The sequence below is a fragment of the Nonomuraea sp. NPDC050451 genome, from assembly GCF_044458585.1.
Window position 1 is genome coordinate 1 of the sequence record NZ_JBITHZ010000032.1, and the last position, 20,365, is coordinate 20,365.

Annotated in this window: 24 protein-coding genes; 15 read left to right on the plus strand and 9 right to left on the minus strand. The window is 72.2% G+C overall.

Annotated features, from left to right (window positions below; all coding sequences use genetic code 11):
* Positions 1-66: 66 nt before the first annotated feature.
* Entirely contained in the window at positions 67-1,263 is a 1,197-nt protein-coding gene (locus ACIBI9_RS51380; protein WP_397234527.1) for an MFS transporter, read from the minus strand.
* 67 nt (positions 1,264-1,330) lie between these two features.
* On the opposite strand from ACIBI9_RS51380, the gene ACIBI9_RS51385 reads away from it, so the two are divergent.
* Complete coding sequence (locus ACIBI9_RS51385) at positions 1,331-2,722, plus strand: PLP-dependent aminotransferase family protein (protein WP_397234529.1); 1,392 nt, start codon at positions 1,331-1,333, stop codon at positions 2,720-2,722.
* Here ACIBI9_RS51385 and ACIBI9_RS51390 read toward each other — a convergent pair.
* Positions 2,678-3,196, minus strand: coding sequence for a universal stress protein (locus ACIBI9_RS51390; RefSeq protein ID WP_185069673.1), 519 nt, complete (start codon positions 3,194-3,196; stop codon positions 2,678-2,680). The genes ACIBI9_RS51385 and ACIBI9_RS51390 overlap by 45 nt on opposite strands.
* Positions 3,197-3,321: 125 nt before the next feature.
* On the opposite strand from ACIBI9_RS51390, the gene ACIBI9_RS51395 reads away from it, so the two are divergent.
* The 3 genes from ACIBI9_RS51395 to ACIBI9_RS51405 are packed head-to-tail and all read left to right on the plus strand — an operon-like array spanning position 3,322 to position 9,326.
* Positions 3,322-6,504, plus strand: a complete 3,183-nt coding sequence (locus tag ACIBI9_RS51395) for a BTAD domain-containing putative transcriptional regulator (RefSeq protein WP_397234531.1) — start codon at positions 3,322-3,324, stop codon at positions 6,502-6,504.
* 35 nt (positions 6,505-6,539) lie between these two features.
* The gene (locus ACIBI9_RS51400) at positions 6,540-6,701 is read left to right on the plus strand and encodes a hypothetical protein (protein ID WP_397234533.1); all 162 of its coding nucleotides are present in this window, start codon (positions 6,540-6,542) and stop codon (positions 6,699-6,701) included.
* A gap of 48 nt (positions 6,702-6,749) precedes the next feature.
* Positions 6,750-9,326, plus strand: coding sequence for a LuxR C-terminal-related transcriptional regulator (locus ACIBI9_RS51405; RefSeq protein WP_397234535.1), 2,577 nt, complete (start codon positions 6,750-6,752; stop codon positions 9,324-9,326).
* Here ACIBI9_RS51405 and ACIBI9_RS51410 read toward each other — a convergent pair.
* The gene (locus ACIBI9_RS51410; RefSeq protein ID WP_397234537.1) at positions 9,323-10,042 is read right to left on the minus strand and encodes a hypothetical protein; all 720 of its coding nucleotides are present in this window, start codon (positions 10,040-10,042) and stop codon (positions 9,323-9,325) included. The two genes, ACIBI9_RS51405 and ACIBI9_RS51410, sit on opposite strands and share 4 nt — an antisense overlap.
* Positions 10,043-10,053: 11 nt before the next feature.
* Between ACIBI9_RS51410 and ACIBI9_RS51415 the strand changes: the two genes are divergently transcribed.
* Positions 10,054-10,341, plus strand: a complete 288-nt coding sequence (locus ACIBI9_RS51415) for a hypothetical protein (protein ID WP_397234539.1) — start codon at positions 10,054-10,056, stop codon at positions 10,339-10,341.
* Between the two features lie 74 nt (positions 10,342-10,415).
* Here the strand turns inward: ACIBI9_RS51415 and ACIBI9_RS51420 are convergent, their stop codons facing one another.
* Positions 10,416-11,285: a hypothetical protein gene (locus ACIBI9_RS51420; protein WP_397234541.1), complete on the minus strand. Its 870-nt coding sequence runs from the start codon at positions 11,283-11,285 to the stop codon at positions 10,416-10,418.
* A gap of 311 nt (positions 11,286-11,596) precedes the next feature.
* On the opposite strand from ACIBI9_RS51420, the gene ACIBI9_RS51425 reads away from it, so the two are divergent.
* The 3 genes from ACIBI9_RS51425 (at position 11,597) to ACIBI9_RS51435 (ending at position 12,530) form a co-directional block, all read left to right on the plus strand.
* Complete coding sequence (locus ACIBI9_RS51425; RefSeq protein WP_397234542.1) at positions 11,597-11,857, plus strand: cadmium resistance transporter; 261 nt, start codon at positions 11,597-11,599, stop codon at positions 11,855-11,857.
* 20 nt (positions 11,858-11,877) lie between these two features.
* Complete coding sequence (locus ACIBI9_RS51430) at positions 11,878-12,012, plus strand: hypothetical protein (RefSeq protein WP_397234762.1); 135 nt, start codon at positions 11,878-11,880, stop codon at positions 12,010-12,012.
* 83 nt (positions 12,013-12,095) lie between these two features.
* Positions 12,096-12,530, plus strand: a complete 435-nt coding sequence (locus ACIBI9_RS51435) for a protein phosphatase (protein WP_397234544.1) — start codon at positions 12,096-12,098, stop codon at positions 12,528-12,530.
* Here ACIBI9_RS51435 and ACIBI9_RS51440 read toward each other — a convergent pair.
* From ACIBI9_RS51440 to ACIBI9_RS51460, 5 genes are all read right to left on the minus strand, one after another.
* Positions 12,513-12,779, minus strand: coding sequence for a hypothetical protein (locus ACIBI9_RS51440; protein ID WP_350732337.1), 267 nt, complete (start codon positions 12,777-12,779; stop codon positions 12,513-12,515). The two genes, ACIBI9_RS51435 and ACIBI9_RS51440, sit on opposite strands and share 18 nt — an antisense overlap.
* Positions 12,779-13,129: an ArsR/SmtB family transcription factor gene (locus ACIBI9_RS51445; protein WP_397234546.1), complete on the minus strand. Its 351-nt coding sequence runs from the start codon at positions 13,127-13,129 to the stop codon at positions 12,779-12,781. Before ACIBI9_RS51445 ends, ACIBI9_RS51440 begins: the two co-directional genes overlap by 1 nt.
* 46 nt (positions 13,130-13,175) lie before the next feature.
* On the minus strand, positions 13,176-14,519 hold the full coding sequence (locus ACIBI9_RS51450; protein WP_397234548.1) for a hypothetical protein: 1,344 nt from the start codon (positions 14,517-14,519) through the stop codon (positions 13,176-13,178).
* Positions 14,520-14,592: 73 nt separating this feature from the next.
* Positions 14,593-14,988 (minus strand): hypothetical protein, encoded by a 396-nt coding sequence (locus tag ACIBI9_RS51455; RefSeq protein WP_350732342.1) that lies wholly within the window; start codon positions 14,986-14,988, stop codon positions 14,593-14,595.
* Between the two features lie 2 nt (positions 14,989-14,990).
* A complete protein-coding gene (locus ACIBI9_RS51460; RefSeq protein ID WP_397234550.1) occupies positions 14,991-15,383 on the minus strand; it encodes a hypothetical protein in 393 nt (130 codons plus the stop codon).
* A gap of 82 nt (positions 15,384-15,465) precedes the next feature.
* Between ACIBI9_RS51460 and ACIBI9_RS51465 the strand changes: the two genes are divergently transcribed.
* The 7 genes from ACIBI9_RS51465 to ACIBI9_RS51495 all read left to right on the plus strand — a co-directional run bounded on the left by ACIBI9_RS51465 (position 15,466) and on the right by ACIBI9_RS51495 (position 20,355).
* Positions 15,466-16,266 carry an alpha/beta fold hydrolase gene (locus ACIBI9_RS51465; RefSeq protein ID WP_397234552.1) on the plus strand — a complete coding sequence of 267 codons (801 nt, stop codon included), beginning with the start codon at positions 15,466-15,468 and terminating at the stop codon, positions 16,264-16,266.
* A gap of 46 nt (positions 16,267-16,312) precedes the next feature.
* Positions 16,313-17,458, plus strand: coding sequence for a histidine kinase (locus ACIBI9_RS51470; RefSeq protein ID WP_397234554.1), 1,146 nt, complete (start codon positions 16,313-16,315; stop codon positions 17,456-17,458).
* Positions 17,449-18,087, plus strand: a complete 639-nt coding sequence (locus tag ACIBI9_RS51475) for a response regulator (RefSeq protein WP_397234556.1) — start codon at positions 17,449-17,451, stop codon at positions 18,085-18,087. Before ACIBI9_RS51470 ends, ACIBI9_RS51475 begins: the two co-directional genes overlap by 10 nt.
* A gap of 27 nt (positions 18,088-18,114) precedes the next feature.
* Positions 18,115-18,909, plus strand: coding sequence for an MBL fold metallo-hydrolase (locus tag ACIBI9_RS51480; protein ID WP_397234558.1), 795 nt, complete (start codon positions 18,115-18,117; stop codon positions 18,907-18,909).
* A gap of 35 nt (positions 18,910-18,944) precedes the next feature.
* Complete coding sequence (locus ACIBI9_RS51485) at positions 18,945-19,517, plus strand: PadR family transcriptional regulator (RefSeq protein ID WP_397234560.1); 573 nt, start codon at positions 18,945-18,947, stop codon at positions 19,515-19,517.
* A 128-nt stretch (positions 19,518-19,645) separates the two neighbouring features.
* Complete coding sequence (locus ACIBI9_RS51490; RefSeq protein ID WP_397234562.1) at positions 19,646-20,023, plus strand: SgcJ/EcaC family oxidoreductase; 378 nt, start codon at positions 19,646-19,648, stop codon at positions 20,021-20,023.
* A complete protein-coding gene (locus ACIBI9_RS51495; RefSeq protein WP_397234564.1) occupies positions 20,020-20,355 on the plus strand; it encodes a hypothetical protein in 336 nt (111 codons plus the stop codon). The genes ACIBI9_RS51490 and ACIBI9_RS51495 overlap by 4 nt, the downstream gene beginning before the upstream one ends.
* Positions 20,356-20,365: the final 10 nt, after the last annotated feature.

The window sequence follows — 20,365 nt, forward strand, 5'->3', positions numbered from 1 at the left end:
GCCGCGTTGCCGCTGGCCGCGCTGGGGCTGCTCAACCCGATGATCGCGGGTGCGGCGATGGCGTTCTCAAGCGTGTTCGTGGTGAGCAACAGCCTGCGGCTGCGCCGCTTCAAGTGACCGCTGCCCCCAGCTGACGGCCGGCGCCATCGCGGCGCCGGCCGCCGCGAACGCCGCGCCGAGCAGCAGCCAGCCGAGCGTGCCGCCGCCGAGCACCAGCGTGGTGAGCACGACGGGCCCGAGCATCCTGGCCACGGCCACGCCGGTGCCGAAGAAGCCCTGGTACTGGCCCTGCTTGTGGTCGGGGGCGAGCCCGAAGCTGATCTCCCAGGACCCGGAGGCCAGCAGCATCTCGCTGAGGACCTGCAGGCCGGCCGCCACGAGCAGGAACAGCCAGCCGTACGGGCTCAGCGCGAACACCGCGCAGGCCGCGAACATCACCAGGCCCGCGTACCGCACCGCCCGGGCGGCAGACGGCAGCCCCTTCACGCGCCGGGCCACCCGCACCTGGAAGAGCAGCACGGTGACGGTGTTGAGCAGCAGGAGGACCGAGACCATCCAGGTGGGCGCACTCGTACGTGAGGCGATCCAGAGCGGCACGACCAGGCTGAGCAGGGGCATGTAGAAGAGCATCACCGCGTTGATCAGCGTGATCAGCGCGTACGGCCGGTCTCTGAGCACCGCCAGCCGGGGGCCGGGCGCGGCCGGCGGGACCCGTACGGGAGGCAGCTTGAGCAGCAGCCCGGCGGCGACCAGGAAGCTCAGGGCGTCGAGCGTCAACACCGCCAGATAAGCCGGCCGCGTGCCGACATGCAGGGCGAGCCCGCCTATCGCGGCGCCGACGGCCAGGCCGCCGTTGAGCGTGGACTGCAGGACCGCCCGCACGACCGTGCGCTCTGCGGGGGCGATCAGCCCGGCGAGCAGGGCCTGGCGGGCGGCCGACAGGCCCGTCTGCGCGGTCCCGTACAGGCAGGCCACCAGCACGAAGAGCGCGAACGAGCGGACGAAGAGGAACGAGGCGACCGCCGTGGCCGTCGTGAGCGCGAGCAGTACGGCGACGCCGCGCGGCCCGCGCCGGTCGGCCAGGTGGCCGAGCGGCACGCCGGCCACCATGCCGACGGCCCAGCCGAGCGTGAGGCCGAGGCCGATCTCGGTGGCCGACAGGCCGACGATCCTGGCGAAGTAGAACGCTGAGGTGACGAGGTAGACGCCGTCGCCGATGGAGTTCGCGAGCTGGGCCTGAGCCAGGATGCGCCGGGGTGCCATACCCTTATCTTCGATCCCCCATTGTCCCGATATAAGCTCCAATTTCCGGCAAAGTGATTGGGCCAAGTTGGACGTTCACATCAGCCTCCGAGGCCGGGGTGACCTGGCCGCACAGGTCTACCGGCAGCTGCTCGACGCCATTCTCGACGGCCGGCTCAGATCAGGCGAGCGGCTGCCCCCGACCAGGGAGCTGGCACGCAGGCTGGAGATCTCCAGGAACACGGTCGCCGTGGCCTACGACCGCCTGGTCTCCGACGGCTTTCTGGTGGGGCGGGCGGGGGCGGGCACCTTCGTGTCGGCGGAGCCGGTGCGCGGCAGGGCGGCCCCGAAGGGCGTGGTGCGGCCGAGGGCGTTCTGGCAGGGGATCGAGGCCCCGCAGGCCATGCGGGGAGCCCGGTACGACTTCCGCGTCGGCATGCCGGACCCGCGCCTGTTCCCCATGGAGACGTGGCGCCGGCTGGTGGCCCGCGAGCTGCGGGTGAGCGCCGCCGCGTACAGCAGCCCATCCGGCTATGAGCCGCTGAGAGAGGCTATTTCACGTCATATAGGAATCAGCCGCTCGGTCCACGCCGGCCCCGACGACGTGCTGATCACGAACGGCGCCCAGCAGGCGCTCGACCTCATCGGCCGCGTCCTGATCGAGCCGGGCGCCTGCGTGGCAGTCGAGGAGCCCGGCTACCCGCCCGCCCGCCTGCTGTTCCGCTCGCTCGGCGCCCGCGTGGCCGGGGTGCCGGTGGACGCGGAGGGCATCGACGTCCGGGCCATTCCCAATGCCGCCCGCGTCGTGTACGTCACCCCGTCGCACCAGTTCCCCCTGGGCACGCCCATGTCGCTGGCCCGCCGCGCCGCCCTGCTGGCCTGGGCCGAGCGCCGCAGGGCAGTGGTGATCGAGGACGACTACGACAGCGAGTTCCGCTTCGGCGAGCGCCCGCTCGAACCCCTCCAGAGCCTCGACCGCGCGGGCCGCGTCATCTACGTGGGCTCGTTCTCCAAGACGCTGCTCCCCATGCTCAGGCTCGGCTTCCTCGTCGCCCCGGCCTCGCTGGCCCCGGCGCTGAGCGTGGCCAAGCAGCTGTCCGACTGGCACTGCGACGTGCCCGCGCAGGCCGCCCTGGCCCGCTTCATCGACGAGGGGCTCCTGTCCAGGCACATCAGGAAGGCGACCCGCGAGTACGCCGCCAGGCACGCCATGATCGCCGAAACGCTGGCGGGCGACGAGCGGCTGCGAGTGGTCCCGTCCACGGCGGGCCTGCACCTGTGCGCCCGGCTCGCCCCGGGTATAGAGGTACGTGCCGCGCCGGATCTGGCGGTGGAGCCGCTGGAGGCGTACTGCGGTGAGAGCCCGGCCCAGCCCGGCGTGGTCCTCGGCTACGGCGGGATCACCCGGGACGACATCCCCGAAGGACTGAGGCGCCTACGGATGGCGACGGCTCCAGAACCGGCGGGCCCGCTCCCCTGACAGCTCAGGGTCGTCGGGCGGCGCCGGCTGCTGCACGATCACGACCGTGGTCCGCGCGTGGCGGGCGCAGTACATGCTGGTCGAGGGCAGGAAGATGCGGCTGAGCAGCCCGCGCCGGCTCCGCCCCAGCACCAGCAGGTCGCCCTCGCGGGCCAGGTCGACGAGGTGGTAGCCGGGATCACCGACCCGGCCGATCACCGCCGTTCTGATGTCGTCGGGCACGCCGCCCGCGACGTCGTCGAACACGCCGGCGATCACTTCGCCGCAGCGCGCCTCCTCGCCGGCTCGGAGCGCGTGCTGGACGGGCAGAGCCTCGGGGAATGGGTGGACGGGCGCGCGGCTGACGTGTACGGCGACCAGGGCCATCCGGTGCAGCCTGGCCGCACCGATGGCCCAGGCAAGCGCCCAGCGCGAGGCCGGGGACTCGTCCACCCCCACGATCAGCCTCGCACCGCCGGGCAGTTCCTGTTCCACGGTGCCTCCTGTTAAGAAGTACGACCATAGTGCGCCCGCCGGTGTGTTACCGGGAGGTGGCACTTTTCGAACTATGGAGTCCCTCGCGAACCCCGGCGTAGCATGCGGGGGTGGAACGAGGGTGGGTGCGACCCCGTCCCGCCCTCGACCGGCGGCTGGACGGGGCGCTTACGTACAGGCTCACCTCGCTCGTCGCAACTACAGGCTACGGGAAGTCGACTGCTCTGGCGGGCTGGAGCCAGGCCGTCGGCGCGGTGCTGCACCGGCTCGGGCCCGCTGATCGTGATCTTCCCACGCTGGCGGGAGCGGTGGCATCAGCTCTGTCGGAGCGGGTGGCCGGGCTGCCCGCCGACCTGGTGACCGCCGCGGACGCCCCGCTCGGTCCAGACGCCGACGAGCTGTCCAGGGCCGCGGCGCTGGCGGGCGCGCTGGCCGAGGCCCTGGCCAGGCGGCTGCGGCGCGGCCTCGCGCTGGTCTTCGACGGCATCGACGCCATCGCGGGCGCCCCGGGCTCCGTGCGTTACGTGGAGACGCTGGTCCGCGTCGCCCCCAGGCACCTGCACCTGGTCACCGCGTCGCGGGCGCCGCTGCCGTTCCCGACCGCCCGGCTGCGCCAGGACCACGAGGTGCTCGACCTCGACGCGACCGATCTCGCCCTCACCCCGGACGAGACGGCCGCCTGGGCGCGCGACCGGCTGGGCGAGCAGGGTAAGTCCGTCGCCGCCACGCTCCACGACGCCTGCGGCGGCTGGCCCGCCGCCGTGCAGGCCGCGCTCGACGCGCTGGCCCGGGAGGACCCGTCCGGCTGGCCGCGCACGGCCGCCGGCCTGGCCGCCAACTCCGCCACGCTCGAACGCCTCACGCTGGCCGCGTTCAAGGACCTGCCGCCGGCGATGCGCGAGCTGCTGCGCGCCGCCACCGTCCTGCCCGTGCTGACCGCCGGGCTGGCCGCCACGCTCGGCGCCCCTCCCGACACGCTCGACTCGCTCACCAGCCGCGGCCTCTTCCTCGAGGCCGGTCAGGACGGCCACCGCCTGACCCTGACCAGCCGCCACGTGCTGGCCAAGCACGCGCCGCTCGACCGGCACGAGGCCCACGACGCGGCGGCGGTCGCGTCCCGCTGGTATGTCGAGCACGACCAGCCCGAGCTGGCCCTGCGGGCCGCCGTCGCCACCGAGCACCCGGGCCTGGCGGCCGCGCTCCTCGACTCGTACGGCCTGCGCCTGGCCGAGCGCGGGGACGTGGTCGCGGCGCTGGAGCTGCTGCCCGAGCCCGCCAGGAACGCGCCCACCATGATCAAGCTGGCCGGCGTCGCCGAGCAGAACCGCGGCCACTGGACCCGCGCCCGCGACCTGCTCGCCCAGGCTGCCGAGGGCCCGGCGTTCGACGCGTTCGTGGCCAGGCGGCTCGGCCTCATCGACCACCTGCGCGGCGACCTCGACGCGGCCCTGGCCGTGTACGCCAGGGGATACGAGTACGGACTACCGCCCGCCGACGCCGCCATGTGCGCCGCGTCCACGGCGTCGGTGCTCTGGCTGAAGGGCGACCGGGCAGGCTGCGCCGAGCTCGCCGACAAGGCGCTCGAGCAGGCCAGCAGCCTGGGCGACCCGAGCGCGCTGGCCATGGCCAACACGGTCCTGGCCATGCTCGCCGCGCTCGACGGCGACCGGCGCGCCAACGACGCCCACTACCTGCGTGCCCTGGAGTACGCGGAACGCGCGGGCGACATCGTCCAGCTCATCCGCATCCACGCCAACCGGGCCTCCCGCCACGTGGACGAGGGCGCCTACGCCGAGGCGCTGGCCGAGACGGAGATCGGGGGCCGGCTGTCCGACCTGGTGTCGTTCGCCCCCTATGCCGCCCTGAACGTCTCCAACCGCGCCAAGGCCCTGATCGGGCTGGGCCGCCTGGAGGAGGCGGCCACCGAGGCCGCCGACGCGGTGGCCAGGTGGGAGGCGATGGGCTCGCGCCTGGTCAGCACCGCCCTGAACCGGCTCGCCGAGATCAACGTCCTGCGCGGCGACCGCAGGACGGCGGCGGCGATCTACCGGCGGGTCATCGCCGACTCGGCGCCGTCGGGCGAGGTGCAGTCGCTGTCCAACGCGCTCAACGGCCTGGCCGAGCTGCTGGCCGACGACGATCCGGCCGAGGCCGCGCGCGTCGCCGAGCAGGCGCTCGAACACACCGAAGGCATCGCGGGGGTGACCGCCAGGGTCGTGGCCGCCCGCGTGGCGCTGGCGGGCGGGCGGCACGACGACGCCAGGACGCTGCTCGACGAGACCGAACCCGTCGCGATGAGCCGCAGGGACCACGCCGCGCAGGCCGCCATCGCCGAGCTGCGGGCCGAGCTGGACGGCGACACGCGGCCGGCCGACGAGGCCGTGCGCACGTGGACGATGCTCGGCGACCCGGTGGGGCAGGCCAGGGCCGAGCTGGTCAGGGCGGCCCTGGCCGACCCGGCGACGGGCGGCGAGCTGGCGGCCGGGGTGCGCGAGCGCATGCACGCCATCGGCTGCCGGGCGCTCGACGACCGGATCGACGCGCTGATCGCCCGTGCCGCCCCCGCGCCGGGCGCGAGGGTGATCGTCGAGACCATGGGAACGTTCCGGGTGCTGCGGGGCGGCGTGCCGGTCCCGCGTACGGCCTGGCAGTCGCGCAAGGCGCGCGACCTGCTGAAGATCCTGGTCAGCCGCAGGGGAAGCGGGATCGGCAGGGAGCGGCTGGTCGAGATCCTCTGGCCGGACCAGGAGGGCGAGGCGGTCGGGCTGCGCCGGCTGAACGTCATGGTGTCCACGCTGCGCGCGGTGCTGGATCCGGCGCACGAAAGTCCGGCGGACGAGATCGTGGTCTCGGACGAGGGCGCGTTACGGCTTGACCTGTCCAACGTCGACGTCGATGTCGAGAAATTTCTGGATCTGGTGGCTCAGGCCGTACGGCTGGATCAGGCAGGACGTACGGCCGAGGCGCTGGAGCGGTGGACGGCGGCCGAGAGCGCGTACGGCGGGGAGTTCTGCGAGGAGGACCCCTACGCGGACTGGGCCGTGGGGCTGCGCGAGCAGGCCCGGCTGGCCTACACGCAGGCGGCGGCCAGGCTCGCGGCGGCGCGGGCGGGCGAGCGGCGCTACGACGAGTCCGCCCGCTACTGGCTGCGGCTGCTGGAGCGCGACCGCTACGACGAGCGCGCCCATCTGGGCCTGGTGCGGGTGCTCGACCTGGCGGGCCGCCGCGGCGACGCCCGCAGGCGCTACCACCTCTACGCCGAACGCATGCGCGAGCTGGAGGTCGAGCCCGCCCCGTATCCCACCTGAACCAGACCTGAACCGCCCGGCGAGATGGTTTCCAGATGAGAACGGTCATCGTCCGGCTGGTCGAGCCCGAGCAATCCGGCGGCCAGCTCCGCGGGCTGCTCGAAGAGGTGGGGGGCGAGCCGGTGCCGTTCAGCGGCACGGAAGCCCTCCTCGACCTCCTGCGTACCGCCGCCGGGCTGAGCACCAACCCGACTTGAACCTCGCGCGAACCTCCGTGACGACGATGGGTGTCGAGAGGAGGCGCGATGAGCGAGCAGGGGAGCGGTTGGCCGTTCGTCGGGCGAGGGGGGCCGCTCACGACCGTGCGGGCGGCGCTGCGGTCGGGAGCGGGCGTGATGATCGCCGGTGAGGCCGGCGTCGGGAAGAGCAGGCTGGCGGCGGAGGCGCTGGCCGGGTTACCGGGGTACGCGGTGGTGCGCGCGCTCGGCACGGAGACGGCGTCGATGATCCCGTTCGGGGCGTTCGCGCACGTGCTGACCGGGCCGCCTGAGGGCGGGGAGAACCTGCTGCGCTGGGCCGCCCGCCACCTGCGCGAGCGCGCGCCGCGGGGCGAGCTGCTGGTCAGCGTGGACGACGCGCACCGGCTGGACCCGGCATCGGCGGCGCTGGTGCACTACCTGGCGGACAGCGGCACGGCACGCGTCCTGGTGACGGTGCGGTCAGGGGAGCCGCAACCGGCTCCGGTGGCCGCGCTGTGGAAGGACGAGCTGCTCGACCGGATCGAGCTGCCGCCGCTGACGAGGGCCGAGGTCGGGCAGGTGCTCGCGGGCGCGCTCGGTGGCGAGGTGGCCGCGGAGACCGTACGGCACCTCGCGCGGGTCAGCGAGGGGAACGTGCTCTACCTGCGCGAGGTCGTGCAGGCGGGGCGCAACGCGGGCTGCCTGGCCGAGCGGGACGGGCAGTGGCGCTGGCGGGGCGAGCTGTCCATGACGACCAGGCTGCGCGAGCTGGTGGGCGACCGGATCGGCCACCTCGACGAGGACGAACGCGAGGTGCTGGAGCTGGTGGCGTTCGGGGAGCCGCTGGGCACGGAGCTGCTGGTGTCGCTGACCTCGGCCCGGGCGGTCGAGCGGGTCGAGGACCGCGGCCTGGTCGTGGCCGTCAGCGAGGGCAGGCGCGAGCAGCTGCGGCTCGGCCACCCCCTCTACGGCGAGGTCGTCCGCGGCGGCTGCGGCACGCTGCGGACGCGGCGGCGGCTGCGGATGCTGGCCGACGCGCTGGAGGCCAGCGGGCTACGGCGGCGCGAGGACGAGCTGCGCGCGGCCGTGTGGCGGCTGGACTCCGGCTCGGTCACGGCCCCCGGGATGCTGGTGTCGGCCGCCCGGCTGGCCTGGGGCAGGCAGGATCCCCACCTGGCCGAACGCCTGGCCAAGGCCGCGATCGACGCGGGCGGGGGCGTGGCCGCGGTCGCGGTGCTCGGCGAGGTGCTCATGGTGCTGGGCGACGCGGACGCGGCGCTGGCGGCGCTGCGGCGGGCGGCGCGCGACGCGGTCACCGAGGCCGACCGTGCCCAGCACTCCTTCAGCCTGGGGATCAACCTGGCGTGGGCGGGCGCGGACGCCGAGGCGTGCGAGGTGCTCGACCTGGCCGCCGCGACGCTGACCGAGCCGGCCTGGCTGCAGGAGGCGCACGTCTACCGCGCCGTGACGGACTGCTTCGCCGGGCGGCTGACCGGGGCGGCCCGCTCGCTGGCGCGCTCCCGTACGTACGGGCCGATGTCGCCGCGCGCCGACGCGCACGCGGCTGCCATGGAGGCGTGGGTCGCGGCGTACGCGGGGCGTACCGGGGAGAGCCTCGCCATCGCGGCGCGCACGCTGGAGAGCGTGGACAGCTGGCGGGACGAGGCGCCGCACGCGCTGCCGAGCTTCCTGGACGCGCTCTGCGCCGCCCAGACGTTCGCGGGCCTGCTGGAGGCGGCGGACCGTTCGGCGGAGCAGGGGATGGAGCTGCCGGCCGCCGAGCTGTCGGTGTCGGGGTTCGCGGCGTACCGGGCGATGGTAGGCCGGCTGCGCGGGGACGTCGCGGGAGCGCTGCGCTGGTGCCGCGACGACCTGGCCAGGATGCCCGGTCGGGAGCCGTACCTGGGGCGGGTGCTGGCCGAGCAGGCGCACGCACTGGCGCTGCTGGGCCGTACGGAACAGGCTCGGGAGGTGCTGGCGGAGGCCGGCGCGACGGCGTCCAGATGGGCCTTCACCCGGCAGCACGTGCTGCAGGCCGAGGTGTGGGTGGCGGCTTCCGGCGGCGAGCTCGACGAGGCGGTACGGCTGTGCCTCGCGGCGGCGGACCACGCCGAGCAGCATGAGCTGCACGCCGGCCTGATGTTCGCGCTGCACGACCTGGTACGGCTCGGCGTCCCGGACCGGTTCGCCAGGCTGGCCGGCCGGGTGGACGGCCCCCTGGCCGGGCTCCTGGCCAGGCACGCCCGCGCGATCGGCGACCCGGACGAGCTCCGGGCGGTGGCCGGGGAGTTCGAGCGGCGCGGGATGCTCCTGTACGCGGCCGAGGCCACGGCCCAGGAGGCGGCGGCGCACCGGAACGCGGGCCGTGGCACGCTGGCCAAGGGCGCGCAGACCAGGGCGTGGGCGCTGGCCAGGCGCTGCCCCGGCGTGTCGACCCCGGCGCTGGTGGAGCTGGCCACGCCCGAGCTGACGCCGCGCCAGCGGGAGATCCTCCAGCTCGCGGCCGCCGGGCTGACGAACCGGCAGATCGCCGACCGGCTCACGCTGTCCACGCGTACGGCCGCCAATCACCTGCAGGCGGCCTACGACAAGCTCGGCGTGAACGACCGCACCCAGGTGGGCCGCCTGCTGGCGGCGCTTTAGATCAGTTTCAGCAGGCCGTCGTACAGCGCCTGCCGCTCGTCCCCGGCCAGGACCTGGTACGGCCGCGCGGCCCGCAGGTTGGTCTCCGCCTCGATCCGCGCGCGGACGGGCCCGTCCCGCAGGCCGACGATCTCGGCCGCGGACAGGCCCTCCGCCTGCCAGGCCCGGGCGTGGGCGTCGGCCCGGTGGTAGCGGAGGACGGCGAGCCGGTTGAACAGGAGCAGGCCCGGCCCGCTCCCCTCGGGCTCGTAGGGGGGTGCGACGAGTTCGAGCGCGCCGCCCGGCAGCCGCTCGGCCCGGTCGAGCACCCTGCCGGCCAGGTGCGCCAGCCGGTGCAGGTCCTGCCCTGCCCAGACCCGCTCGGCGGCGGCGCCGTGCGCCTCGTACAACTGCTGGATGAACGCCAGCCCTGAGGCGGTCGCCCTCAGTGCCCCGTCGCCGTCCTCGGCCAGGGTGCCCTCGCTCAGGTGCTCCCGGATCCCGGCCTCTCGTTCGGGCTCGCTGCGGTAGCGGTAGATCGCGCCCAGTCCGGCTCGGGTCAGCGGGCGCAGCGGCAGCACGAACCTCAGGTCGTACAGCAGTCCCGTGCTCAGGCCGGCGGTCTCGGCCAGTGCGGTGATCGCTCTGCGGGCGGAGGCGTGCACGTTGACGTGGGCCGCGTCGATGACGGGCGCGATCGCCACCGCATACTCCGACAATTCCCGTTTTTCCGGCATCGGCCGCCATTATGCCGCGTTCGTCGGCCGTCGCCTTCAGCCCTGGATACGTCCTGCTGCTTCTGTATGCCGTCTCGACCACCGCGCTCATGGGCTGGCTGATCTCCCGCTGGACGTCGCGGAAAAAGGCGGTGCGCTGGGGCGCCGTGGCCCTCGAACTGGTCCTCAGTGGCGGTGGTCTGATCGTCAAAGCGGTCGACGGCGACCTCAGGTGGACCACACCGCTTGGGCTTGTCTTCCGGCTGGCGGTGGTCGTCCTGCTGCTGACCCCGTCGGCGGCCCGCTGGTTCGACCGCTGAGCCAGGTGTCGCGCGTTCCGGCGATCAGACGGGGTGTTCGCTGATCGCCGGTGCACGGCACCACGATCCGGGTCTTAGCCCTTGCTCCAGATCGCCGCGATGGTGCTGCCCTCGGTGTCCAGGACCTCGGGGCGGTAGCCCAGCGCCTTCAGCTCGGTGGCCTTGAGCGTGTAGGTCAGCTTGGACAGGTTCAGGTACTCCTTCAGGCCGGTCGCGCTGCCCTTGCTCCACACGGTGGTGTAGAGCTTGCCGGGCTCGACGGCCATGAGGACGGGGCGCAGCCCTTCCTTGGTCTTGGCCAGGAGCTCCTTGCCGCGCTGCTCGACCGTCTGGCCGGCGGTCACCTGGACGGCACCCGACGCGGCCCCGGCGACCCAGACGGCCGCGTAGAGCGGCTTCTCGACGGTGCCGTAGACGTCCAGCGAGGCGACGCTGAAGCCGGCGGCCGAGAGCTGGGCGTTGACGGACGCGAAGACGTCCTTGGTCATGTTGAGCTTGGACTGGACCTTCTCGGTCGTCTTCTCGAAGACCGCCGCGAAGATGGCGCCGGCGCCCGTGCCCGTGCCGGTGATCATGGTCGGCTGGAAGCCGTTCTTCGCCTGCTCGGTGATGCGCGTCGGCAGGTCGGTCGCCGACAGGCCCTGCAGGACACTTACCTTGCGGGTGGCGTCCTTGATCCAGACGGACGTGTACTGCGGGTTGGCGGCGTTGGTCACGCTCAACGCCTCGGGAACGTAGCCGGTGCCGAGCAGCTGCTTGACCTTCTTGAGCTGCTCGGTCGGGTTGAGGCTATCGAGGGAGAGCCAGTCCAGCACGGGGATGCTCTGGACGCTCTTGGTGGTCTCGGTGGACTGCTGGGCGCTCGCCGGGGTCGCGATGGCCAGCAGGGGAGCGACTGTCGCCGCCACAGCCGCAGTGATGGCGACGGTCCTCGGGGTCCTCATGATCCTCCTCGGGTAAAGGGTGTCCGTTTCTGGACAGTGAGTGACCATAACAAAGGATGAGCGAGAGTTCACCACGTGTGACCACATACGCCGCAATCTGCGTCAGAAAGCTGGAGGCCCAGGTGTCAGGACGCCTGTCAACCTGGGGACGGTCGGTGGGCCGCGCCGCCGGTGTTTCGCGCCGCAAATGCCGGCCCCTTGAATAACGGAATGAAAATGCTCAGGGAATGGCCAAGGGTGCGCGATTCATCAAGGGAGGAAGCCCAGCAGGGATCGTTCCAACCTTGTGCAGTTCCGGTACGGTGCCACGCATGAATGCGGGCATCATCGGGCAAGCCGCCGGCCTGTTCGCCGTCACCAATATCGACGACATCGTCATCCTGGCGCTCTTCTTCGCCCAGGGGGCCGGGCACCTGCGGATCGTCCTCGGGCAGTACATCGGCTTCGCCGGCATCCTCGTGGTCGCCGTCGCGGCCGCCTTCGGAGCCACGTTCCTGCCCGAGTCCGCCGCCCCGTACCTCGGCCTGCTCCCCCTCGCCCTGGGTCTCAAGGCGGCCTGGCCGTCTTCCTGATTCTGGTCGCCGTCTGGTGCCTGGCCGGGAGGTTCTTCGCCACCCGCCCGCTGATCGCGAAGGCGCTCAGCCGATGGGGGCACATACTGCTGCCCCTCGTCCTGATCGGGCTCGGCGTGGCCATCCTCGTGGAGGGCGGCGCCTTCGGCCTCTGAAAGGCGAGTCCGCCGATGAAAGGCGAGTCTGCCGAGAGCTGAAGATCGCGAGCCCCGGCGGTCCCCGCGGCTACGCTCGCATCATGACAGCGACCTGGGAGCCCACGACGGCGGGTGTGCTGCGGCTGCCCTCGGGCCGGCTCGTCCGGGGCCGGGGTCTGCGGCGCCCGCTCCCCGAGGGTCCGCTTCCCACGTTCGCCCTCTACCTGCTGGGCCGCCGGCCCCCGGCCGTCGACTGGGAGCACCGGTGGGTGCGCTGGCCCGACTTCTGGCTGCCGTCCGACCGGGGTGCGGCCGCCGACGCGTTCCGCGAGGCGTGGGCCCGCGCCGAGTCCGAGCGCGTCGAGGTCGCGTGCGGTGGCGGCCGGGGCCGCACCGGCACGGCCCTGGCCTGTCTGGCCGTGCTCGACGGGGTGCCCGGCGACCGGGCCGTCGCCTACGTACGCGAGCACTACGACTCGCACGCCGTCGAGACCCCCTGGCAACGCCGCTTCGTCGCCTTATTCGACGGTTCTTAGGATCTGCTCGATCGACGTGGTGCGGGCGCGCAGCTCGGCCAGGTCGGCGGCCATCCGTTGCTGGGCGTCCATGGTGTTCTCGGCGAGTTGCTCGAACCGGCGCACGAGCTGCCGCAGGTCGTCGGCCTGATGGGCGTCGAGCTTGGCCTTGCGCATCTCGAACATCCCCACTGCGAAAAGGGCGATCAGGAAGCCGACCACGAGCAGCACCCCTAAGGAGAAGATCGCCGCGGGCCAAGAATCGATCATCAGGAGTGCTCCTTGGGTCCTGGACCCTTCCCCGGGTCCGGCCTGGTGAGTGTCCTGGCCGCCTCGGCCAGCGCCGACGCGGTCAGGTGCAGGCTGAAGTCCGTGACTTCGTAGTACTTCATGGCCTTGCCGTCGTCGGACAGCTCCAGCGTGCCGACGATCAGCCCGGCCGCTTCCAGCCGTTGCAGGTGCATGTGGAGGAGCGGGCGGCTCACCCCGATCTCGCGGGCCAGGTGGCTGACGTAGTCACGCCTGTCCGCCAGCACCGCCATGATGCGCAGCCGCAGCGGGTTGGCCAGTGCCGCGAAGATCTCGACCAGGTCGTCACCTGTCGGCCCCGGCACTGTCATGGCTTCCCGTCACATGTAATAATTTCCTTACACGTGACCCTAGCACTCAGGTGGCGGTCCGGGAAAGCTCAGGGCTGGGCGTCCCCGCGTGCTCCTGCCGGGACGGCGACCGGGCGCCGAGGGCCAGCCCCACCGCCAGGCAGATCAGCGGGATCGCCGGGATCACGTACCGCACGTCGTAGGCCGCCAGGAACGGTGGCGAGGCGACCAGCGCGAGCGCCGTGACCCCGGGCAGCAGCGCGTCCCACCGCCGCCGCACCAGCGCCGTCGCCAGCGCCCCGACCAGGGCCAGCATGAGCAGCGGGAACGGCACGTACCCGAACCGCTGGTACGCCCGCAGCCACCCCGCGAACGGCTCCACGACCCGGGTGGCGGCCGGTCCGGCCTCGTACGACTCGGCGATGCCCCGCACCGACTCGCTCAGCGGCCGCTCCGCGGAGGGGAACTTGTACGGCGTCTTCTCGTCCACCGCCGTACGCTCCCAGCGCAGCAACTGCGTGAGATCGGTCGCGACCGCCGCGGCGTACTCGCCGGGCTGGGCGAGGATGGCCGCCCTGGCGAACTCCCCGGCGAGCTGGTTGCGGTTGGCCGTCCCCGGCACCTTGAGCAGGGGGGAGAAGCTCTCCCACAGCCAGTACGGCGGGTACGGCCGCTGCTCCACCGGCATGTTCGGGCAGAGCACGGCCAGCCGCTCCGAAGGCTTGATCACCGAGCAGTCGGCGAAGCTCATGGTCCTGGACCACAGGAAGTTCCCGTCCGCCTCGGTCAGCGCGAACTTCCCCTTCTCCACCTTCGCCCAGGTGGCGTACGCGCCCAGCGGGATCGCGCCCGCCACCAGCAGCGCCACGAGGGGGCGCCAGCCGTACCGCCTGATCAGCAGGTACGCGGCCGTGAGGATCAGCAGCGGCAGGCCGACCGTCCTGGTGATCCCCGCCAGGCCGAGCAGCAGGCCGCCCACGGCGGCAGTGGCGGGGGTGACGCGCCAGACCACGAGCAGGATCGCGACCGTGACCAGCACGACGAAGACCGCGTCCGCCATGATCATGTGTTCGAGCAGCACCAGGAACTCGTCGTACAGCAGCGGGGTGACCAGCAGCGCGGCGCCCCAGCCCGGCAGGCCGCGCCGCCTCAGCAGCGCGTACACCGCCACGGCCAGCGCCAGCATCAGCAGGTGCTGCAGGACCGTCACCAGCGTGAGGCTGTGCGCGGGGCGGAGCAGCGCCAGCAGCAGCGAGTATCCGGAGGGCCGGGTGGTGCCGGGGGTCAGCTCCTCGCGCAGGAAGGCGAACGAGTCGCCGTAGAAGAGGATCGACGGCGGATATCCGAGCACGGCGAGCGCCCGCAGCGCTATCGCGGGCAGCAGGGCGATGACCAGGGCGCGATGTGCCAAGGTGGATCCGCTTCCTCGTGTGTCCGGGCCCCCACAATAGTGGGTGAACCGGACATCAGCCTGGCCCGAGAGGTCAGTTCTGCTCAGGCAGGGGATCGACGAGGATCGCCGGGTCCAGATTTCGCAGTATGCCGGGACGGTCGGTCAGGATCGGCCACTGGGTGGCCCGCGCGCATAAGATCACGTGGCCCGCGGTGATGTCGCTCGATCCGTCTAGGATCTCGGCGATGTCGGGCACCTTTCCCGCGGTGAGGTCGTCGACCTGGACGGCGGAACTGCTGATCAGATCGAAGAGTTCGACCTTGGTGGCGAGCGGGACGATCGAATAGACGAGCGTGAGTGCGGTCGTGGGAATGCACAGCCCGCCGCCCCGATAAAGGCACAGCGCCGCGATGCTGCGAGAATGATTCGTTTTCGCGACCGCTATGTCGACGAGCGCTCCCACATCGAGAACGCGCCCAGGAAGCATGGTCAGTCCTCTTGATTCCGATGCAGGCCGAGCCTGAGCATCACATCGTCCGAAATCCGGTCCACCTGAAGGGCGTCGGCCGCTCTGTCGAGGTCGTCGCACTGCAGGTTCCAGCGCTGGATCAAGATTGTCGCGTGCGTCATGTTTCCCACTTCGCGCTCCACCGCGGCGCGAATCACATCGGAAATCATACGGCCATCGGAGCGCGCTTTTTGATGAACCGCATCAAGTGTCGCCTTGTCTAAATTTACGATGATTGATGCTGTTTCCCCGGATTGTGCCTTGGGTTCGGCAGAAAGGCGGGGAGTCGACATCGGCCATGACGGTGGCGCGGGGGTGTCAGGGGTATTGTCGTTGTCCGCGGAATTCCGCCGTGATGGAATGGGGATCGCCATACGCACGACGGTAGTCCCATAACGCCGCCGCCGATAGTCACCCATCGAGATCGGGTGGTCACAGGGCCTCCGGAGGAGTCACATGCACCGCGTCACGGCGAAAGACGGCACGTCCATCGCGTTCGACCGCCTGGGCGTCGGCCCCGCGATCGTCCTGGTCGGCGGCGCCGCGGTCGACCGCTCGGCGAACGCGCAGCTCGCGCGCGAGCTGGCGGAGCGGTTCACCGTCTACAACTACGACCGGCGCGGCCGGGGCGACAGCGAGGACACCCTCCCTTACGAGGTCGAACGCGAGATCGAGGACATCGCCGCGCTCATCGCCGAGGCGGGCGGGGCGGCGCACCTGTTCGGGATCTCGTCGGGCGGCGCGCTCGCGCTCGAAGCCGCCGCCACGGGGCTGCCGATCGCGAGACTGGCCGTGTACGAGGTGCCCTACGACATGGCGCCGGACGCGCCGCGGCGCTCGCGGGAGTACGCCGACCGGCTGCACGCGCTGCTGGCCGAGGGCCGCCGCGGCGACGCGTTCGCGCTGTTCATGGTGACGGCGGGCGCCACCGAGGAGATGGTGGAGCAGGCCCGCGAGTCGCCCATGTGGCCGGGCCTGGAAGCCATCGCGCCCACGCTCGCGTACGACGCCGCCTGCCTGGGCGACGGCCGCCCGCCCGCCGACCGCCTGGCCGGCATCGCCTGCCCCACGCTGGTGGCCACGGGCGGGGCCGGGGCCGACTCGTTCGTGGGCGGGGGCGGCGGCTTCTTCGCCCGGGCCGCCGACGCGATCGCGGAGCTCGTCCCGGGCGCCGTGCGCGAGATCATCGAGGGCCAGACGCACATGGTGGACCCGAAGGCGCTGGCCCCGGTGCTCACCCGCTTCCTCGGACAGTAGACCCAGCACTACTGCCTGCCCGCCAACTGGCGGATACCGTCAGAAAGTGCTCAACCGAACCGCGCTGGAGGCGCTCACGCAGCGGCCGCTGCCGTTCCTGGGCTCCGCGTGGCCCTGGCGGTGCGCGGCGTACCTGCTGGCCAGCGCCGTCCCCGGCATGGCCGTCGGGGCCGCGGTGTTCGCCACGATCCCGCTCGGCGTGCTCGCGGCCCCGGTCGTGCTGGCGCTGTGCCTGCCGCTCGTCGCCTGGTTCGAGCGGCGCAGGCTGCGGCTGGTGGACGGCGTGCCGCTGCCCGAGGTGCCCGGCGGGCGCAGGCGGGAGGCCGGGCTGGCCGTCGTCACGGTGCTCGCGCTGTGGTGGATCGACCTGATCATGCTGGGGTTCACGGTGGGCGGGCCGGTGGTCCTGATGCTGTCGCCGGTCGTACAGCCCGAGGCGGAGCCCGGGCTCGCCGTCGTGGGCTCCGTGGCGGGCGCGCTGCTGTTGCCCGTCGCCGCGTACACGATCACCGCCTGGGGCGGTGCCCGAGGCGCGATGGTACGCGCGATGCTCGCGCCGCAGGGCTCCGAGCTGAACGAGGTGCTGCGGTCGAGGGCGCGGCTGGTGGACGCGTTCGAGATGGAGCGCCGCAGGATCGAGCGGGACCTGCATGACGGCGCACAGCAGCGGCTGGTCTCCCTGTCGATGGCGCTCGGCATGGCCCGGCTCGACCTGCCGGACGACTCGCCCGCGGGCCGGATGGTCGGGCAGGCCCACGAGGAGGCCAAGCGGGCGCTCGCCGAGCTGCGCGAGCTGATCAGGGGCGTGCACTCGCAGGTGCTCACCGACCGCGGGCTGGGCGCGGCGGTCCGCGACGTGGCCGGGCGCTCGCCCGTGCCGGTGGACGTGGACGTCGAGCTGGCCGGCCGGTTGCCCGCCCCGGTGGAGGTGACCGCGTACTACGTCGTCAGCGAGGCCCTCGCGAACCTGGCCAAGCACAGCCGGGCCACAAGGGGCGCCGTCACCGGGCGGGTCGAGGGCGGCACGCTGGTCGTGGAGGTGCGCGACGACGGCGTGGGCGGGGCCGATCCCGCCAAGGGCACGGGGCTGACCGGGCTGGCCGACCGGCTGTCCGTCGTGGGCGGGAGGCTGTCCCTGTCCAGCCCGATCGGCGGTCCGACCCTGATGAGAGTGGAGATACCGTGCGCGTAGTGATCGCCGAGGACGCCGTCCTGCTGCGGGAGGGCCTGGTCGGGCTGCTCGACCGCTTCGGCCACACCGTGGCCGCCGCGGTCGGCGACGCGCCCGCCCTGCTCGCCGCCGTAGCCGAGCACCGCCCCGACGCCGTGGTGACCGACGTGCGCATGCCGCCCGGCTTCGCCGACGAGGGGCTGCGGGCGGCGCTTGAGCTGCGCGAGCGGCATCCGGACCTGGCCGTCCTGGTGCTCAGCCAGTACGTCGAGCAGACCTACGCCGCCGAGCTGCTGGAGTCGGGCGCCGGCGCCGGGATCGGCTACCTGCTGAAGGACCGCATCGGCGACGTACGCGAGTTCGTCGACGCGCTCGACCGGGTGGCCGCCGGAGGCACGGTCGTGGACCCGGAGGTGGTCCGCCAACTGCTCAGGCGGCGCCGCGACCCGCTGGCCCGGCTCACCCCGCGCGAGCAGGAGGTGCTCGGCCTGATCGCCGAGGGCCGGACGAACGCGTCGATCGCCAAGGAGCTGTTCGTCACCGAGGCGGCCGTGGCCAAGCACATCGCGAACATCTTCGCCAAGCTCGACCTCCCGCCCGCCGCGGACGGGCACAGAAGGGTGCTGGCGGTGCTCGAATACCTCAAATGACGCGGCTTAAAAGTAGGGTTCGTTGGCATGAACGAGCAGTGGCAGGAGGTCGGCGACCGGGTCTATGTCCGGCGCCACAAGTCGTACGACATGAACGTGGGTCTGGTCGTGGGCGACGGGCACTGCCTGGTCCTCGACACGCGTAGCTCGCACAGGGAGGCGGGTGACCTGGTCGAGGCGGTCAGGAGCATCACCGCCGGCCCGTGGACGGTCGTCAACAGCCATTCCCACTTCGACCACTACTTCGGCAACGCGATCTTCCGCCCCGCCGAGATCTGGGGGCACGTCAGGTGCGCCGAGGAGATCGAGCGGTACGGCGAGCAGCAGCGCGGCGTGATGATCGAAGGGCGGCCCGAGCGGCGTGAGGAGTTCGAGGAGGTCACGATCGTGCCGCCGGACCACACGTTCACGAGCGCGGCCAGCCTCGACATCGGCGGCCGGCTCGTGCATCTGCGGCATTTCGGGCTCGGGCACAGCAGCAACGACGTGGTCGTGCACGTGCCGGACGCGGGCGTGGTGTTCGCGGGTGACCTGGTGGAGGAGGGGGCGCCGCCGGCGTTCAGCGACTCGTACCCGCTCGACTGGCCGCTCACCACGGCGGCGATGCTGGACGAGCTGCCCGAGCAGGTGATCGTGCCGGGGCACGGCGCGGTCGTGGACCGGGCGTACGCGCAGGCGCAGCAGGCCGAGCTGGCCCTCGTGGCCGAGCTGGCCAGGCGGGCCCACGTGGAGGGCCTGCGTGACCTGATCAAGCTCTTCCCCTATCCGGAGGACGTGACCAGGCAGGCGATTGAGAGGGCCTTCCTGCAGCTGGATGTCTGAGTTATATTGCAAGTTGCAATATGGGGGGAGGCATCATGGCGCAACGCCACAGCTTGGTCGGCGTGACCGTGCTGGCCCTGCTCACGGTGCGCCCGAGCCACCCGTACGAGCTGCACCGGTTCATCATCGACACGCACAAGGACTACATCACCGGCCTGCCGCGCAGCCTCTACCACGCGGTGGAGCGGCTGGCCAAGGACGAGCTGATCGTCCCCTCGAAGACCGACCGCGAGGGCCGCAGGCCCGAGCGCACGGTCTACGAGATCACCGACGAGGGCCGCAAGGAGCTGGTCACCCGGCTGCGGCAGCTCCTGGAGAAACCCGACCCCGACCGGCGAGCCTTCGTCGCGGCCGTCTCGCTCATGGGCTGCCTCCCGCTGCCCGAGGCGCAGCGGGCGCTGCGGGGGCGCGCGGCCACGATCGAGGGTGCCCTCGCCGGAATGGAGGCCCACCTGCGAGCCATGGCCGACAGCGGCCTGCCCGCGATCCTCATGCTGGAGGTGGAGTGCGAGCAGGCGCTCTACACCGCCGAGCTCGGCTGGATCAAGGGGCTGCTCGACCGGCTCGACAGGGGAGAGCTCGACTGGGAGACCACGGCCGAGATGTGAAAAGGGCCGAGATGTGAGAAGGCCGCCGAGGTGCGCCAACACCCCGGCGGCCGGAAATCCGAACAAGGCGCCTGCCCTGCCCGAACTCGCATTCACAGGATAGGCGCCGCGACAGAGGGAGCAGTGCCATGTCCACAGAGATCGTTCGGCTGCTCGTGCGGATCGCGGAGACCTGGAACTCCGGGGACGCCGAGGGTTACGCCGGGCTCTTCACCGAGGACGCCGACTACATCACGTTCTTCGGTCAGCACCTGGAGGGCCGGCAGGCCATCGAGGAGGCCCACCGCGAGCTGTTCAAGCTCGACATCAAGCTCGAAGGGGGCGGCGGCGAACCGCTGATCAAGCCGCTCACCGACGACGTCGCGCTGGTGATCGTGGGCGGCGGCTCGTCCGTGAACGGTGCGGCCGACCCGAGCCGCCGGTCCGTGGTCACGCTGACCGCGCTCCGCACGCCCGAGGGCTGGCGCTTCGCCTCCTTCCAGAACACGAGGGTGAGCGCGCCGTGAGCAGGCGGCTCATCACCGAGGTCGCCGGAGTGATCGAGGCTCCGGTCGAGCGGGTGTGGCCGGAGATCGTACGGGCCATACCGAGGACGGAGCTGGGCGAGCACGTCCTGGCCTACCAGGGCGGCTGGTGGTACCGCGGCGAATGGTCGGTCACCCCCGTCCCCGGGGGCACGCGCCTGGTCCACCGCGTCTACAACGTGGCCGGCCACCACTGGGCCGTCGCCCTGGCCAACCGGCTGTTCCTCGGGTTCCGCGTACGTACGCGCCGGTCGTTCGCCGAGGGCCTGGCCCATATCGGAAACCGGTTGGGGTGCTCCACCAGGCTCGCCTAGGCTGCCGGGC